This is a genomic window from Capnocytophaga sp., assembly GCF_030532915.1.
Classification (GTDB): domain Bacteria; phylum Bacteroidota; class Bacteroidia; order Flavobacteriales; family Flavobacteriaceae; genus Capnocytophaga.
The window spans coordinates 16,721-32,934 of the sequence record NZ_JAUNKD010000016.1 but is presented as its reverse complement, the minus strand read 5'-3'; the positions used below and the strand labels follow the sequence as shown (position 1 = coordinate 32,934).

Genomic DNA, 16,214 nt, shown 5'->3' with positions numbered 1-16,214 from the left:
AAATCATAGAAAAAATCGGCTATTCGTGTGGGAAATAACCCTATCAAAAACCGCAACACAGGATAAGTCCGGCTCTCGGCAAGAAATTTTTTAACCGCCTTTGATTTTGTAAAAAACACATCGCCTACCTTAACAATAACTGTTTTATTTACAACATCTTGCAATCTATTTTCGGTAATAATTTGCTTCCCGATTTCAGAGGTACTTGCAGCAAACTTAAACTTATCATCCGTATCGGCTTTTGCCAAATAATAAGCTATCCGGTTGCAAAACAAGCAATCTCCGTCAAAAATTAAAATAAAATTATTCATAACGAAGTGCCTCAACAGGATCTAATTTTGAAGCTTTTAGAGCAGGATACAATCCTGAAATGAGGGCTACCACAAAGGCTATAATAATTGCCACAAAAACAGTCCCCCACGGGATAATAAACTCAAAATCAGCCATTTTTGATATAAAATATCCTAAACTTATGCCCAAAACAATCCCGAAAAAAGCTCCCAATTGGGCTATAATCATCGTTTCGGTAAAAAATTGCATCGTAATTGCCTTTCGGTGAGCGCCTAACGCCTTACGAATACCGATTTCTTTGGTACGTTCGGTAACCGAAACCAACATTATGTTCAACAAAGCGATGGACGACCCCAAAATGGTTATCAAACCAATTATAAAGCCCGCAACGGCGATACCTCCCGTAATACTGGCTATTCTGTGTAACAAATCATCGCTGCGTTCTATTGCAAAATTATTTTCATCTAAGGGTCTGACACTTCGAATATTACGCATAAGCACGAGAGCTTCGCTCATTATCGTTTCAAGATTGCCTTTATCAACCACCCGAACCTTAATATTATAATTCGGATTTTGAACTGAAAAAGCAGCACGCGCCACCCCCAGTGGTATAAGTACTTGAAAATCTTCATAATTACCAAAAGTAGACCCTTTTGATTTTAACATTCCTATAATTTTGAACTTATGCCCGCGAACCGAAATCTCCTTCCCTATGGGGTTTACATCTTTCAGAAGCGTTTTTTGAAAATCAGCCCCAACAACGCAAACATTAATATTATTTTGAATATCTAACAGACTGAAATCACGCCCTTTATCCAATTCCAAACCCGAATTGGAAATGTAGTGTTCATCAACCCCGATAATATTGGCGAGCGGGTCTGTTTTTTGATTTTCGTATTTTACCTCAGCAAGCGAAGTCGAAAAAATGGAAATGCTGGTGTTCACAAACGGATTATTCAGCCCGTTTTTAAATGTAACTGCATCGTGATACGTAATAGGCGGATTAATTTTTTCCTTCGCACCGCTACCTTTGGCTCGCTTTGAATATTCATAACGAACGATGGAAAAAGTGTTGGCTCCCATTTGAGAAAAATTGCCTTCCAAGGTGTTACGCAACGCCCCGATAACGCTCAAAATCCCTACCAAAGCTGTAATCCCGATGGCAATAATCAGCACGGTAAGAATGGTGCGCAACAACTGACTTCTGATGGCATCAAAAGCAATTTTAATATTTTCACGAATTACAACCAGCCGAAACATCATTTTACTATCTTTTTTAATTTTCCGCAAAAAAAGAAGCCAAATATTTAGCCAATCCGTCTTCTTTATGATGAAACGTAACTCCGTAAGCTACTTTTTTCACCTCTTCACGGGCATTCCCAACGGCAATTCCGTATTTTACACCTTGAATCATCTCCAAATCGTTATAATTATCGCCAAAAGCCATCGATTCTGCCAATGAAAAACCGTATTTTTGCTCCAAAAGCACTTTAATTCCTGTTAATTTGGACACTTTTTTATCTGCCAGTTCAATATAAGTGTCCTTTGCACGATAAATATGCAAATCATCTGCCATTTTCTGTTGCAAAAGTGCGTACATTTGTTCTATCAAAACCGCATCACCCATCAGCATAATTTTATGTGCGCCTATGTTTTTTGCCTTCCAATCAAAAATCACCTCGCGAGGTGCAAGCACTTGCGGACGTGTACGCGTATTATTTTCTTCGCGTTGTGCCCAGAAATCATACTGCGGAACATACCATAAATCATTGTGATACAAACTAATATGAATTTTTCCTTGAAATTCTTGCTCGTTTAACGTTACGATTTTCTCAATTTGATGAACATCAATTTCAGTGGAATGTAATACTTTTTCATTATCCAAAACCAAAGCTCCGTTATAGGCAATCATCGGCGTATCAAGTATTTGCAACATTTCACGCAAATATTCCATTTGTCGGGGCATTCGAGATGAAACCAACACAAAAGGAATTTGTTTTTTTATGCGTCCAACTTCGTAAATGGTTAATTCTGAAATTGTTCTGTTTCCGTCTAATAACGTTCCATCAACGTCTGAAAATATGATTTTACAATCCATTATGTTGTTAAAAATTCTTTATGATTTACAAATTTAAGACATCTCGCATTGAAAAAACACCTTTTTTACCGATAATCCATTCGGCGGCAAGCACTGCCCCGAGGGCAAATCCGTTGCGATTGTGAGCCGTGTGTTTTATTTCAATGGTATCAACCTCACTTTGGTAAGTAACTGTATGTGTGCCTGGTACATTCTCAATTCGTTTTGCTTCGATTGGAATTTCAGTGGTGGTTGCTTCACCCAATTTCCAAGCGGTTTTGCCGGAATTGGCTATAATACCTTCCGCCAAAGTAATTGCCGTTCCGCTGGGAGCATCCAACTTTTGCGTATGGTGAATCTCTTCAATCGAAACGTTATAATCATTGAGTTGCGTCATCAGTTGTGCCAATTTTTTATTCAAAGTAAAAAAAATATTTACCCCTATACTGAAATTCGAGGCATACAAAAAGGCACTTTTATGCTGATTACAAAGCGCAACCGCCTTGTCATAATCAGTGAGCCATCCTGTGGTTCCGGCAATTACAGGAACTTGATTTTCAATACATTTTCGGATATTTGAAAAAGCACTTTCGGGTGTGCTGAACTCTATGGCAACATCGGCAAGGGCAATGTTGTAAGGCGTATTGGCGTTGTCTATTTTCAATACGATTTCGTGCCCCCGTTCCAAAGCTATTTTTTCAATGGTTTTACCCATTTTTCCATATCCTAATAAAGCTATTTTCATTTACTTATACGTTTTTGATGCAAGATTTGCAGTTTTATTAAAAAGTTGAAACCACAAATGTAAGTCTTTACGCTTAAAAATCAAAATACTTATTTCAATTCTTTTTGTTGCAAACGAAAAAAAGTTACCTTGCTTTAAGGTAACTTTTGTTTTTTAGAAAGAATAAATCAATCCGCAATTTACTCCGATAGATGAATAAGGAGCGTCGGGTGCGCCTTTATCCTGCCAATCAAACTCATCTTGTAATAACGGCGTGAGTTGAGTAACTACTTCTTTCAAGCGCGGGTCTCTTTCTGAAAATCGTTTCATATTTTCCAGAAAAGCATCGCGTGAAATAGGCACTCCGTTATAAGTTGCCGAAAAACTTTCCAATTTTGAGGTTTTTCTCGGAACGGCAATGTTAAGGTATTCTCCTTCAACAAAAAATGATACTTTTTCAGCCAATTTGAATTTAAAGCCCAATCCGCCGATAAACCCAAACGGAATTTTTCCGTGAAAATTATTTTTTACTTCGGCTTGAACCGTATGGTTTGGGATGGGAAGGCTGAATTGCGTTTCGGCTTCGGTTCTTCCTCCAATTTTGGTAACCCCACCGGCACGAAGGTAAATATTATCGGTTACGTTAAACACAGCCGAAAGCGATGCCCCGAAAGCCCTGCCTCGGGCTGTCATCGTAACAACAGAACTTTTATTAGTGGTTTTGTCTTCACCGTGTAGGTAACCCACGGCTATTTCAGCTCCCAAACGTTTGGTAAAAAAGTAACCACCACGCAATTGCGTTTGAAAACCGGCTCCGTAGCTAGCTTTAATTTCACTTACTTCACCCTGTGCAGAGACCTCTTTCCCTACTGTTTTTTGGCTCGTTTCAAAGCCATAACCGCCACTTACCGAAATGTAAGCCTGGCTGTACATTGCCGTTGCTCCAAAAATTGCCGCAACCGTTAAAAGTAAATTTTTCTTCATTATCCTTTTAATTTTTTATTCGGGTACAAACATATAAATAAAAAGTAAGACACGAAAAAAAAATGATAAAAATCAGTTTAAAATTTCGGCTATTTTTTCGGGAGAGCGTGCTATTACGGCTTTATTTCCATCAATAAGTATAGGACGTTCAATTAGTTGCGGATATTCAAGCATCGCTTGAATGATTTGTTCATCTGTTAGAATTCTATCTTTAAATTTTTCTTTCCAAACAGCTTCTTTCACTCTGACCAACGCAATAGGCTCAACGCCCAACTTGGCAATAATGGTTTTGAGTTCATTTTCCGTGAGCGGATTTTTCATATAATCCACCACCTCGTATTGTTTTTCTGACGATTGTAATGCATCAAAGGCACAGCGCGATTTTGAACACTTCGGATTGTGATATATTTTTATCATTTTCAAATAGTTAAAGGATTAACACGACGCATCAAACGCAATTTATGCGTATAATTTCGGATTTCTTGATTAAAAATACCGATATGGTCTAACCTATCGATACGCACCTTTCCGTACGAATGGATTATCTTATTGTCTCCCAGTAAAATACCCACGTGAATGATATTGCCTTCTTCATCATCAAAAAAAGCCAAATCTCCAGCTACGGTTTCTTCAATAAAACTGATGAGTTCACCTTGTTGTGATTGTTGTTGTGGTGTTCGTAATAAATTGATTCCGTTTAGTTTATAAACCATTTGTACCAAACCCGAAGCATCAATCCCAAAAGGTGTTTTACCGCCTTTCAAATACGGAGCGTTCAAATATTCAAGCGCCGTAGCAACGACACCCTCATTAACAATCTTTTGTGTAGATTGCGATACTTTTAACAAACCGTTATATGAAAAAGTAGCTCCTTTGGGAATATGCAAAAAAAGATTTTCTGCGGTTTTTACACGCAGTTTCGTAAGCCATTTATGGGCATATTTATCTTTTTTATTGAAGGTTTTTCGGTATTCTTTATCCGAAATTTCAGTAATTTGATTGTTCAGCACCCAGCCTTCACTTTGGTCAAAAAGCACTCTGACCAAACTCCAACATTCCTGTTTTTCAACAACTTGAATCAATTCACCGAAAAGCAATTGCGTTACCATCTCGGCAGTTTCAAAAGGTTCTGAACGAACGGGAACCACGCTAAGTGGGCATATTCCGTAGGGGGTGTATAAAATTTTCATTTCCATTGCGTTGCAAAAATAAAAAATAAGGAACACTAATCAATAACATCCCTTATTTTTTATTCTTTTTAAGATATTTTATGACCGTTTCATCGTAAAAAATTACTTATTTTTAACGTGAAACTCCACTAATCCGTCAATTGGTTTACGAAGCACAACGCCTACTTTCAGGTTGTTTTTCGCAAGTACTTCTTTTAGAATATCTTGCAAGTAAAAAGCAATACTTCCTACGAAGTTAATCGGCACTTCATAACGAGCCTCATACTGCACAATCCAGTTATCCACAAAGAGTTGCATACCGTTTTCAATGATTTCACGACAGTACTTATGGTCTTTATTTTCAACGATAAAACGCGCAAAAGTAGCCAAATAACTATTCGGATTCGGGAGTTTGTACAAATGATTTTTGATGATGTCAGAATTCAATTCGTACTGACTTTCAAATTTTTCAGCCAAATCTTTTGGCATTTTTTTGAAATAGTAATCCAAAATAAGGCGTTTTCCGTAGAAGTTTCCGCTGGACTCGTCCATAATGATATATCCCAGAGAATCAACTGCTTGAATAAGTTTTTCACCATTCCAGTACGAGCAGTTTGCCCCTGTTCCTAAAATACAAACAACGGCTTTGTCTTTCGGATTGGTTGTGGCATAAACCGCCGCGAAAGTATCTTCTTTTACGTCCACTTTGGCATTGTTGAAAAACGACTCCAACTGGTGTTTTACGAAGGTTATCATACGATTGGTTCCGCAACCGGCTCCGTAGAAGTAAATCTCTGAAACGGAATTTTTGCTTTCAGAAAGTTCTTTATTTGACGAAAGGCGCTCCATAAAATCCTTTTCATCAATTACTTCCGGATTTAAACCCAATGTTTGGGTAAAAAAAACTTTTTCTCCTTGGCGATTTAAGGCTGTCCAGTCAGCCTTCGTTGCACCACTATCTACAATTAAAATCATATTTTTTTATTTATAAGTTAAACGTTTAAACGAAAAAGGCTATCCGAAAAAATTCGGACAGCCTTCGTTTTATTACAATGAAGCTACGTGCTGAGCCAAATCAACCAATTTGTTAGAATATCCGGCTTCGTTATCATACCAAGAAACTACTTTGAAGAAGTTTTTGCTCAGTGCGATACCTGCTTTCTCATCGTAAATAGAAGTTCTTTTATCTCCTACAAAGTCCTGAGAAACAACCAGTTCGTTCGTATATCCTAAAATTCCTTTTAGTTCACCTTCTGATGCTTTTTTCATTGCAGCGTTGATTTCTTCAAGTGAAGTATCTTTTTTGGTGCGAACGGTCAAATCCACTACCGATACGTCAGCCGTAGGAACGCGGAACGCCATACCTGTTAATTTTCCGTTGAGCTCAGGAATTACTTTTCCTACCGCTTTGGCAGCTCCTGTTGATGACGGAATGATGTTGATAAGAGCCGAACGACCGCCTCTCCAATCTTTTTTAGAAGGTCCGTCAACGGTTAATTGCGTAGCCGTTGTAGCGTGAACGGTGGTCATAAGAGCCTCTTCAATTCCGAAAGCATCGTTGATAACTTTGGCAATAGGAGCCAAACAGTTGGTTGTACAAGAAGCGTTTGAAACGATGTTGTCAGTTGGTTTTACCGATTTGTGGTTTACCCCCATTACGAACATCGGAGCATCAGCTGACGGAGCCGAAATAACTACTTTTTTCGCACCTGCATCAATGTGAGCCTGAGCTTTTTCCAAAGTTGTGAAAATACCTGTACACTCGGCAACTACGGTAGCCCCTACTTCATTCCATTTTAGGTTTGCAGGGTCTTTTTCAGCCGTGATGCGAACTACTTTTCCGTCCACTACCAAGTTTCCGTCTTTTACTTCCACGTTTCCTTTGAAAGTTCCGTGAACTGAATCGTATTTCAAAAGATAAGCGATGTACTCCACGTCTTGAAGGTCGTTAATTCCTACGATTTCTACGTTTGGTCTTTCATAAACCGCTCTAAACACAAGACGTCCGATACGTCCGAATCCGTTGATTCCAATTTTTAATGTTGACATAAATTATTTTTTTATTTGTTATTAAATTATTTTTTTTTTGCTGTTGGCGATTGGCTATTAGCGATTAGCTTTTAGCAATTAGTGTTTAGCAATTACCTGATAGCCTTTTTGTTACATTTTTTTATAGTTTTTCCAATCTTGAAAACGCTTATTGATGACTTTTTTAAGCAATTGATAATTTTCAGGCGTATTTTCTACCTCATAAAGGCTCTCCATTTCCTCTCGGTCAAGCGTATTGATGTAATCACCCATATAAGACCCGAATTTTTCTCCGAAATCGGTGTCATTTTCGTAATAATCTTGGGCAAAAGCATTCCCGATTTCGCTCAAATCATCATCAAGCAATTTTTCGTCACAAACCGAAATTAAAAAATCTACCCCAGAGAGTTTGCCCTCTTTCACCTGCTGAATTTCTTCCTCGGCTTCTTCTTGCAACCAATCCGAAATCAAATCATTTTCAATGCACCACGCCAAAAACATTCCTATGTGCGTAGCTCCGTTTTCGTTGGGCAAATCCGCAGGAAAATCTCCTCCGTAATGCCAAGAAGCGTCATCGTATTTCATTATATTTTTTCTTAATATTCGCTATAAAAAACAGGTGGTTCTACGCCCAAAGCCCGCAGATACACATATCCTTGTCCGCGATGATGTATTTCATTTTCAATAAGATATGTTAAATTTTCAATCACGGGATAATTGAACATTCCAAACACATTGAAAACTTCACGATACTTTTCTTGCGATGTTTCCTTGCCGAACTTTTCAATCAAAGTGGTGGTTTTGTCCCAATTGGTTAAAATTTCTGCTTTGGTTTTTCCTGCATATCCCGTAAAATCAGAAAATTCAATAATTTGATTTTCAGACATTTGTTTAATTGCCAAATCAACCACATAAAGCAACTCATCAACGATATTTGCAAACGAACGCATTCCGCCGATTGAGAACTCGAACAATTCTTTTTCGGGAAATGTTTCTATGACTTTGCGTGTTAATCGCCGATTTGATTGCCAGTTTACAATCCATTCTTGGGGTGTGATGATGTCTTTACTCATAAAATTATTTTTGTAATTAGTTACTGCTTTTGGTGATTAGCTGATAGCCTTTGTGTTACACTTTTTTTTCACGCTTCACTCCCCCAACTTGCAACAGCGAAGGTACGACTTTTTTTGCTAAATAAAAAACTTTTTTAATTTTTTATTTCATTTTAAGAGCTATCAAATAATATCGGCTATTATTTAAAGTACCTCCCATTAAATACCGATTGTCCATTTTAAAATTTTAAACACCTTTTTCATACAAAATGTTTCATATTCAATTGCCAATTGTTAGTTGTAAATTGTTAATTATCTACGCTATATAAAAAATTTTTCCTACCTTATTTATATGTGTCAATAACTCCTGACTGACGATTTTTTCTTTACTACTAATATCAAATTCGTAAGGAAGTGATAATGCTTCTAAATCGGTTTCTATCGAAAAAATCTCCTGCAAAGTGACGTTCTCGCCCTCCAAAACCAAATCAATATCCGAATAAGGTCGATACGCTTGTTTGGCTCTCGAACCGTAAATAATTGCATTTCTGACGTTTGGATATTTTCTAAACACCGAATTTATTTTTTCAATTTCTTCTACCGATAAACCAAAATCCATCGCTTCATTCTTTTAATTTTTCCATTGTTTTTTCAAAACTCAAAAAAGCATCAAGGTACATCGTTACAATATTCATAACTATATCATTTACAACAGTTTCATCATAAACGTGTGAGGTTCTGTTACGTCCAGAAATCATTTCCATCCAAATATGCCCGTCAGAAACTAAATTTACTTGTGCCGCATAACGAACCGCATCTCTACTTCCTCGTATCTCATTATTTCCTTGATAATAAGCATAATCTTTAATAACATTCCAAGCCAATTCGTGTGTAAATTCAAAACTTTGTACAATTCCTTGCTTCATTATATCAGGAATTTTTTGAATCGAACTTTCAGAAAACTCAGAAATCGAATCGTGTTCCTGAACATAAGCAATGTTATCTATCAGCCTTTTTAATGCTCTCTGATAGTTATAAAACCTTTGATACCAACGAATTTCCTTCATATTCATTTTATGTTATTCTTTAAATACCACGGATTTTATGTCTAATCACATTCATAAAAACCCGTTATCTCTGATTTCTCTGTGGATTTTGGCAATATCACCGGGTATTTCGCCCGAAATGAGCCAATTAACATCTAATCCGTTGTTGATGGCTGCTTTCATCAGATACGGATTATCACCGATTAACTCGCCAAATTTTTGTAAATCTTCTTGAAACTCTATAAAATAATCTTCGTGTAATTTCTTTATCAAGATGAGTATTTTAAAAGCTCGGGCAATGACCGCTACGCAAAATTTTTGGGCTTTTTCAAAATCGTGTTGTAAAATATTTTCGCGATGCGTTTCAAGAATGCCACAAATCATAAACAAATTGAGCGAAATTTCGCCGAATTTGTCTTTCGTTATACTTACGTGGTCGTTAATAATTCCGCTGAGTTCACGAACTTCCATATTAAGTACCCCACAAGAATAAAACCTTCTACGCTTAATCATTAGCTCTATTTTATCTTGTGCTTTTTGCCGTTTTTCCTCAACGGTTTCTTCGCTAACCAGTTCAAATAAAAGCCGATTTGCCAACACCAAATCTTTCTTTAATAATCTGAAAATGAGTTTGTCTTTTTCCGCTGACGACAAATGACTGATGGCCTCTTTGAGTTCCTTGGAGATTTTCATTCTGCTTATATTTTAAAAACCCGTTGCATATCAATTTTCACTTCGGGAAAAACCGACGATACCAATTCGCTATCTTCAAAAACCACTTCCCGATGCATAAAACGTCCGTTTTCCAAAACATAAACAAACACACATTTTTCAGCGGGATAAACCACCCAATATTCCTGAACACCAGCCTCTTGATAGAGTTCAAATTTATTTTTCATTTCCTTTTTGATGTTCCCCGGCGAAAGGATTTCTATCACCAAATCGGGAGCCCCTTGGCAACCGCGTTCGTCCAATTTGCTCAAATCACAAATTACGCACAAATCGGGCTGAACCACCGTAACCACTTCCCCTTGGGCGTTGGGCAAACGCACATCAAACGGAGCGGAAAACAACTGACAAGCACGCTTTTCAAAGTAGGAAAACAAAATTCCGTGCAGTCGCCCCGATATTTGCTGATGATTGGTTCTTGGAGCAGGACTCATCGCAAAAATTTTGCCCTTAAAAAGCTCTACCCGCTCTTTGAATTTCCACAGCAGATAATCCGCATAGGTGTATGTTCCGTTGGGATCTAATTGTGATAAGTTAGTGATTTCCATACGCTTAACAATTACATTTCAAACACTTGGTCGGCATCTACTTTTAATTCCGGAAAAAGCACCGAAGCGAAAATTTCTCCCTCAAAAATGGGTTTCAACGGACGATATTTTCCTGCTTCCAAAACATATATAAAAATGGCTTTTTCGGAAGGATGCACCACCCAATATTCCTGAACGCCGGCCTCTTCATACAAATTGAGCTTGTTTTTCATCTCACGTTTTGAATTTCCCGGTGAAACGATTTCCACCACCAAATCGGGTGCTCCTTGACAGCCTTTTTCATCTAACTTGCTCAAATCACAAATTACGCATAAATCAGGCTGAACCACCGTAACTACTTCCCCGTTTTTCTGGGGTAAACGCACATCAAACGGAGCAAAATACAATTTGCATTTTTGCCCTCTGAACACACGTGAAAATGTATCGTATAAATTCCGCAAAACTTCCTGATGAACCCGTGCAGGCGCAGGACTCATCGCAAAAATCTTGCCTTTGAAAAGTTCTACCCGCTCTTTGAATTTCCACAGCAAATAATCCGCATAGGTGTATGTTCCGTTGGGGTCTAATTGTGATAAGTTAGTGATTTCCATACGCTTTTGTTTTTATGTCCTCTTAAATTTTGTACGAAAAATCAAAATTTGCTTCTTCGGTAAAAATTTCTTTATTTCTGCCATTCCGACAGAAATAAAGAAATTATTTTCAGCTGAAAAACAGCCAATTACACGCTCATTATTTCGGCTACGCGAATAAGCCCTTTGTCTAATTTGCTTTCGCCACCGCCTTTAATGGCTTTTTCAAGCGGCGTTAGGTCGATTTTATCGTTGTTTACACCCACCATATAGTTTGATTTTCCTTCAAGCAACGTTTCAACGGCTTTCACCCCCATACGACTGGCAAGCACGCGGTCATAACACGAAGGCGCTCCGCCGCGTTGCATATGCCCCAAAATCGCCACGCGAATGTCGTACTCGGGATGTTTTTTCTCTACGTATTCCTTTAATTCAAAGATGTTTTTACCGGTTTTGTCGCCCTCGGCAACCACGATAATATTAGAGGTTTTTCCTTTGGCGTGCCCTTCTTCGATGTCTTGCAGAAGTTCCTCAATAGGCGTATTTTCCTCAGGAATCAAAATGCGTTCTGCCCCCACGCCAATACCCGTGTTCAAGGCGATAAATCCGGCATCACGCCCCATCACTTCGATAAAAAACATTCGGTTGTGCGAGCTTGCCGTATCACGGATTTTATCAATTGCCTCAACAGCCGTGTTTAACGCCGTATCGTACCCCAACGTGTGGCTTGTTCCGTAAATGTCGTTATCAATGGTTCCGGGAATGCCCATCACGGGGAAATTGTGTTCCTCATTAAAAAGCAAAGCCCCTGTAAATGAACCGTCTCCGCCGATAACTACCAAGGCATCAACATCGTGTTTTTTTAAGTTTTCATAAGCTTTTTGTCGTCCTTCTTTGGTGCGAAATTCTTTTGAACGCGCTGATTTTAAGAACGTTCCCCCTTTGTTAATGGTGTCGCGAACGCTACGGGCATTCAACTCCACAAAATCGGCTTCAATCATTCCTTGATAACCGCGATACACACCTAAAACTTTCACATTGTGATAAGCACACGTACGAACCACCGCACGAATGGCGGCATTCATTCCGGGAGCATCTCCTCCGGAGGTCAAAACTGCTATTTTTTTAATCTTTTTTTCTGACATTTATATATTGATTATTTTTTTCGAGGTAAAATTACTACTTTTTTTTGAAATACCGACCTTTTTTGGCTTTTTTTAAACGAAAAAATACATTTAACTTTATTTCAGTGCTAAGTATGAAGCAATTATGTATCACTGAATCATTTTTTTAAACTAAATCATCAGATATCATTAAAAATCAACAATTTACAAATATATAATTAATTTTCAGACCTTTATATCTTCGAAAAGAAAAACAATAACTTCAAAAAAAATATAAATCTGTAAATTTAGTTAATTTCTTGAATTATTTGAATTAAGGCATCAATTTCTTTTTTCGTATTGAAATGTGAAAACGAAAAACGCAATGAGGGTATTTTCAGTTCATCTTCCGACAAAAAAGCTGAAAGCACGTGCGAATCTTGGATGCTTCCGCTTTGGCAAGCACTTCCTTTTGAACAAGCAACTCCCTTTAAATCAAGATAAAATAATAAAACATCGGCTTTATTTTTCAAAAACGGAAACGCCACATTCACAATTGTATGTGAACTTTTTTCCAAATTACCTGATTGTCCGTTAAATTGAATTTCAGGAAAAGTTGTAGAAAATCGGTTTAAAAAATATTCTTTCAATTCTTTTAATTGCCGTATTTTTTTTTTCATTTCGTCATACGATTGCAAAAAAGCAGTTTCCATCGCCATTATATCGTGTAACGATTCTGTTCCGCTTCGCAATCCGCGCTCCTGTTCTCCCCCAAAAACAGACGATTGCAACCCGATTCCTTTTCTTACATACACAAAACCTACTCCTTTGATTCCGTGAAACTTATGAGCCGAAGCCGTTGCAAAATCTATCGGAATCTTACCAAAATCAAGTTTAAAATGCCCCATTGATTGCACCGTATCTGAATGAAAATAAGCATTGAACGTCTTACACAGGTACGCCACCTTTTTTAACGGAAGTATGTTACCTATTTCGTTATTTACGTGCATCAAACTCACCAAAACATTTTGATTTTGAACACCTTGCAATATTTCTTGCAAATGTTGTAAATCCACGTCGCCTTGCTTATTTAGATTAACATACTGAATATCAAAACCATATTCGGTTTGTAATTTTTCAAGAGTATACAACACGGCGTGGTGCTCTATTTTGGAAGTAATGACGACTTTAACTCCCAAATCACGCACACAACTCCTTAAAATCAAGTTATTAGCTTCCGTTCCACCGGAAGTAAAAACAATTTCGGAGGCTTGTACGCCAAGTTTTTTTGCTATGTTTTTTCGGGCATTTTCAATAAATGATTTTGCCGTACGCCCCAAACTGTGAGTGGACGACGGATTGCCGTAAACATCTGACAATATTTCAGTTACCTTATCAATCACTTCCTGATAAGGCTGCGTGGTTGAAGCGTTATCAAAATATATTCGTGCATTCATCTTGCGTCTGACTTTTTTGCAAAGGTAACATTTTTGTAAAAACCAAAAAAATCATTCTGTTTTCGAACCACTTGCTTTTCCTTCAAAAATTTAATCTGTTAAAATTGCATATGTTTTTTGTAAAAAATCAAGATTTCACATTTTTTTTGCGTAAGTTTGCCAAATAATTATTTATGGCATCAATTTTGCTAAAACATACCATACCCAGATAAGGAAAAAAAATAATTAAAATCACACTAAATAAAAATTACCATTTAACCCAAAATCAGATGAAAAAAATTTCAATAGTTTTAAGTTTGCTGCTTATTTCGTTTGCATCTTGCAGTTTTACAAGTAAAAAACTTGATAATCCTGACAAAGACAAACTTCTGATAGAAATCGTTCAGCATATTTTGGCAAACAAACATTTTAGTCCGGCAGAAATCAACGATGCGTTTTCAAAACAAATGTACAAAAATTACATTGAAAATTTAGACGCACAAAAGCGATATTTTTTACAATCAGACATCAATGAATTTAAAAAATACGAAATGCGTTTGGACGATGATTTGAAAAACGACGACCTTACGTTTTTCAACCTTACCTACGAGCGCCTTATCACACGAATGAAAGAAGCGCAAGAAATTGCCCAAGAAATTCTGAAAAAACCGATTAATTTCTCATCAAAAGAAAACATTAACACGGATTTTGAGAAACTTTCGTACGTAAAAAACAAAAGTGAATTGCAAAATCGTTGGAAACAAATCATCACATTCTCAGTACTTTCAAATTACACAACCAAAGAGAAAGAAGAAAACACAAAAAAAGAGAAAGACGCTAAGTACCAGATAAAACCGGCGAAAGAACTGCAAAAAGAAGCCATTGAAAACACTGAAAAAACGTTTCTTGACCTGTTTTCATTTTATAACGAAATCACCAAACAGGAATGGTTTAACATTTACGTAAATGCCATTACTGAAACCTTCGACCCACATTCTAACTATATGGCGCCTGACATAAAGGACAATTTTGACCGTGATATTTCAGGAAAGTTTGAAGGCATTGGAGCACAATTACAGAAAAAACACGACGGAGTTCACATCACGAACATTATTTCCGGAGGTCCGGTTTGGAAAGGAAAACTCTTGGAAGTAGGCGACATTATCATTAAAGTGGCTCAAAAAAACGAAGAGCCTGTTGATGTGGTGGGTATGCGTTTAGACGATGTGGTGAAACTCATCAAAGGTCCAAAAGGCACCGAAGTTCGGCTTACCGTAAAACGCGTTGATGGAACCATCGCCATTATTCCCATCATTCGTGATGTGGTAGAATTGGAAGAAACTTTTGCCAAGTCGGCTATTATAAAAGATGGTGATAAAAATTACGGAATCATCAATCTTCCTAAATTTTATATTGATTTTAAAGACCAAAAAGAGCGTAACGCCGCTTCGGATATGGCACTGGAAATCGAAAAATTGAAAAAAGAAAATATTGACGGACTTATCGTAGATTTGCGCAACAACGGCGGAGGCTCGCTCAAAACCGTTGTGGACATTGCCGGTTTGTTTATCAAAAACGGACCTGTGGTACAAGTGAAATCGCCACGCGGGCGCATTGATGTGCTTTCGGATAACGACCCTCGCATTCAGTGGAGCGGCTCTTTGGTGATTTTGACTAACGAACTTTCGGCTTCGGCTTCTGAAATTTTGGCTGCCGCGATGCAAGATTACAAACGAGCCATCGTTATCGGAGGCAAACAAACTTACGGAAAAGGAACCGTGCAAGGTTTTGAAGATTTGAATAATTATGTTCGCAGAAATTCATTCGGTGATTTAGGTGCTTTGAAATACACCATTCAAAAATTCTACCGAATCAACGGAGGTTCCACCCAGTTGGAAGGTGTGAAAAGCGACATTGTAACGCCCGACAAATACAAATACATCGACATAGGCGAGCGTGATTTACCCAATGCTATGAAATGGGATAACATTGACCCTGTGAAATTTAACACTTGGGAGCATCATTCAAACTTCAATAAAGCCATTGAAAACAGCAACAAACGCATTAGTGAGAACACGCATTTGAAACTCATTGACGAAAATGCCAAATGGATAAAACAACAGCGCGACAAAAACGTTTTTCCGCTGAATTACGAGGCTTACAAAAAAGTAATCGAAAAAGATGAGCAAGATGCCAAGCGTTTCAAAGCGATAAATGATTACAAATCAAATCTCAAATTTGTTTCACTTCCGTCAGAAGAAGAAAAAGTGAAAACCGATGAGAATTTGAAACTAAGTCGCGACCGCTGGCACGAAAATTTACAAAAAGATGTTTATGTGAATGAAGCTGTAAATGTTTTGAAAGATTTGAATTCATAGGTTATAAATTTGATTAGAAACTACCGATTGAACTATTTCAATCGGTAGTTTTATTTTATAATACCTTCTTTGTCATAAAA

19 protein-coding genes are annotated in these 16,214 nt (G+C 37.5%); 1 reads left to right on the top strand and 18 read right to left on the bottom strand.

The window, feature by feature from the left end; all coding sequences use genetic code 11:
- The 18 genes from Q4D72_RS06615 to Q4D72_RS06530 form a co-directional block, all read right to left on the bottom strand.
- Window positions 1–311 (bottom strand): DCC1-like thiol-disulfide oxidoreductase family protein (locus Q4D72_RS06615; RefSeq protein ID WP_303076908.1); only part of this gene is annotated, 311 nt, incomplete at its 3' end.
- Window positions 304–1,554: an ABC transporter permease gene (locus Q4D72_RS06610; protein WP_303076906.1), complete on the bottom strand. Its 1,251-nt coding sequence runs from the start codon at window positions 1,552–1,554 to the stop codon at window positions 304–306. The genes Q4D72_RS06615 and Q4D72_RS06610, both read right to left, overlap by 8 nt.
- Before the next feature lie 13 nt (window positions 1,555–1,567).
- Window positions 1,568–2,389, bottom strand: a complete 822-nt coding sequence (locus tag Q4D72_RS06605; RefSeq protein ID WP_303076905.1) for an HAD family hydrolase — start codon at window positions 2,387–2,389, stop codon at window positions 1,568–1,570.
- Window positions 2,390–2,414: 25 nt separating this feature from the next.
- A complete protein-coding gene (gene dapB / locus Q4D72_RS06600) occupies window positions 2,415–3,113 on the bottom strand; it encodes a 4-hydroxy-tetrahydrodipicolinate reductase (protein ID WP_303076904.1) in 699 nt (232 codons plus the stop codon).
- A gap of 153 nt (window positions 3,114–3,266) precedes the next feature.
- Window positions 3,267–4,076, bottom strand: coding sequence for an outer membrane beta-barrel protein (locus Q4D72_RS06595; RefSeq protein ID WP_303076903.1), 810 nt, complete (start codon window positions 4,074–4,076; stop codon window positions 3,267–3,269).
- Between the two features lie 72 nt (window positions 4,077–4,148).
- On the bottom strand, window positions 4,149–4,493 hold the full coding sequence (gene arsC, locus Q4D72_RS06590; RefSeq protein WP_303076902.1) for an arsenate reductase (glutaredoxin): 345 nt from the start codon (window positions 4,491–4,493) through the stop codon (window positions 4,149–4,151).
- A 2-nt stretch (window positions 4,494–4,495) separates the two neighbouring features.
- Complete coding sequence (locus Q4D72_RS06585; protein ID WP_303076900.1) at window positions 4,496–5,272, bottom strand: C40 family peptidase; 777 nt, start codon at window positions 5,270–5,272, stop codon at window positions 4,496–4,498.
- A 96-nt stretch (window positions 5,273–5,368) separates the two neighbouring features.
- Window positions 5,369–6,220 carry an N-acetylglucosamine kinase gene (locus Q4D72_RS06580; RefSeq protein ID WP_303076899.1) on the bottom strand — a complete coding sequence of 284 codons (852 nt, stop codon included), beginning with the start codon at window positions 6,218–6,220 and terminating at the stop codon, window positions 5,369–5,371.
- Between the two features lie 72 nt (window positions 6,221–6,292).
- A complete protein-coding gene (gene gap, locus Q4D72_RS06575) occupies window positions 6,293–7,294 on the bottom strand; it encodes a type I glyceraldehyde-3-phosphate dehydrogenase (RefSeq protein WP_303076897.1) in 1,002 nt (333 codons plus the stop codon).
- A 111-nt stretch (window positions 7,295–7,405) separates the two neighbouring features.
- Window positions 7,406–7,858: a hypothetical protein gene (locus tag Q4D72_RS06570; RefSeq protein WP_303076895.1), complete on the bottom strand. Its 453-nt coding sequence runs from the start codon at window positions 7,856–7,858 to the stop codon at window positions 7,406–7,408.
- Between the two features lie 11 nt (window positions 7,859–7,869).
- A complete protein-coding gene (locus Q4D72_RS06565; protein ID WP_303076893.1) occupies window positions 7,870–8,346 on the bottom strand; it encodes a DinB family protein in 477 nt (158 codons plus the stop codon).
- A gap of 295 nt (window positions 8,347–8,641) precedes the next feature.
- Window positions 8,642–8,944: a nucleotidyltransferase family protein gene (locus Q4D72_RS06560; RefSeq protein WP_303076892.1), complete on the bottom strand. Its 303-nt coding sequence runs from the start codon at window positions 8,942–8,944 to the stop codon at window positions 8,642–8,644.
- Between the two features lie 4 nt (window positions 8,945–8,948).
- Window positions 8,949–9,398 (bottom strand): nucleotidyltransferase substrate binding protein, encoded by a 450-nt coding sequence (locus Q4D72_RS06555; RefSeq protein ID WP_303076891.1) that lies wholly within the window; start codon window positions 9,396–9,398, stop codon window positions 8,949–8,951.
- Window positions 9,399–9,443: 45 nt separating this feature from the next.
- Window positions 9,444–10,064 carry a hypothetical protein gene (locus tag Q4D72_RS06550; RefSeq protein WP_303076889.1) on the bottom strand — a complete coding sequence of 207 codons (621 nt, stop codon included), beginning with the start codon at window positions 10,062–10,064 and terminating at the stop codon, window positions 9,444–9,446.
- 5 nt (window positions 10,065–10,069) lie between these two features.
- Window positions 10,070–10,648 (bottom strand): Uma2 family endonuclease, encoded by a 579-nt coding sequence (locus tag Q4D72_RS06545; RefSeq protein WP_303076887.1) that lies wholly within the window; start codon window positions 10,646–10,648, stop codon window positions 10,070–10,072.
- 11 nt (window positions 10,649–10,659) lie between these two features.
- Complete coding sequence (locus tag Q4D72_RS06540) at window positions 10,660–11,238, bottom strand: Uma2 family endonuclease (RefSeq protein ID WP_303076885.1); 579 nt, start codon at window positions 11,236–11,238, stop codon at window positions 10,660–10,662.
- Window positions 11,239–11,366: 128 nt separating this feature from the next.
- Window positions 11,367–12,362 carry a 6-phosphofructokinase gene (pfkA, locus tag Q4D72_RS06535; RefSeq protein WP_303076884.1) on the bottom strand — a complete coding sequence of 332 codons (996 nt, stop codon included), beginning with the start codon at window positions 12,360–12,362 and terminating at the stop codon, window positions 11,367–11,369.
- Window positions 12,363–12,628: 266 nt separating this feature from the next.
- Complete coding sequence (locus tag Q4D72_RS06530) at window positions 12,629–13,777, bottom strand: cysteine desulfurase family protein (protein ID WP_303076883.1); 1,149 nt, start codon at window positions 13,775–13,777, stop codon at window positions 12,629–12,631.
- A gap of 269 nt (window positions 13,778–14,046) precedes the next feature.
- Between Q4D72_RS06530 and Q4D72_RS06525 the strand changes: the two genes are divergently transcribed.
- Window positions 14,047–16,134, top strand: coding sequence for a carboxy terminal-processing peptidase (locus Q4D72_RS06525; RefSeq protein WP_303076881.1), 2,088 nt, complete (start codon window positions 14,047–14,049; stop codon window positions 16,132–16,134).
- The last annotated feature ends 80 nt before the right edge of the window (window positions 16,135–16,214 follow it).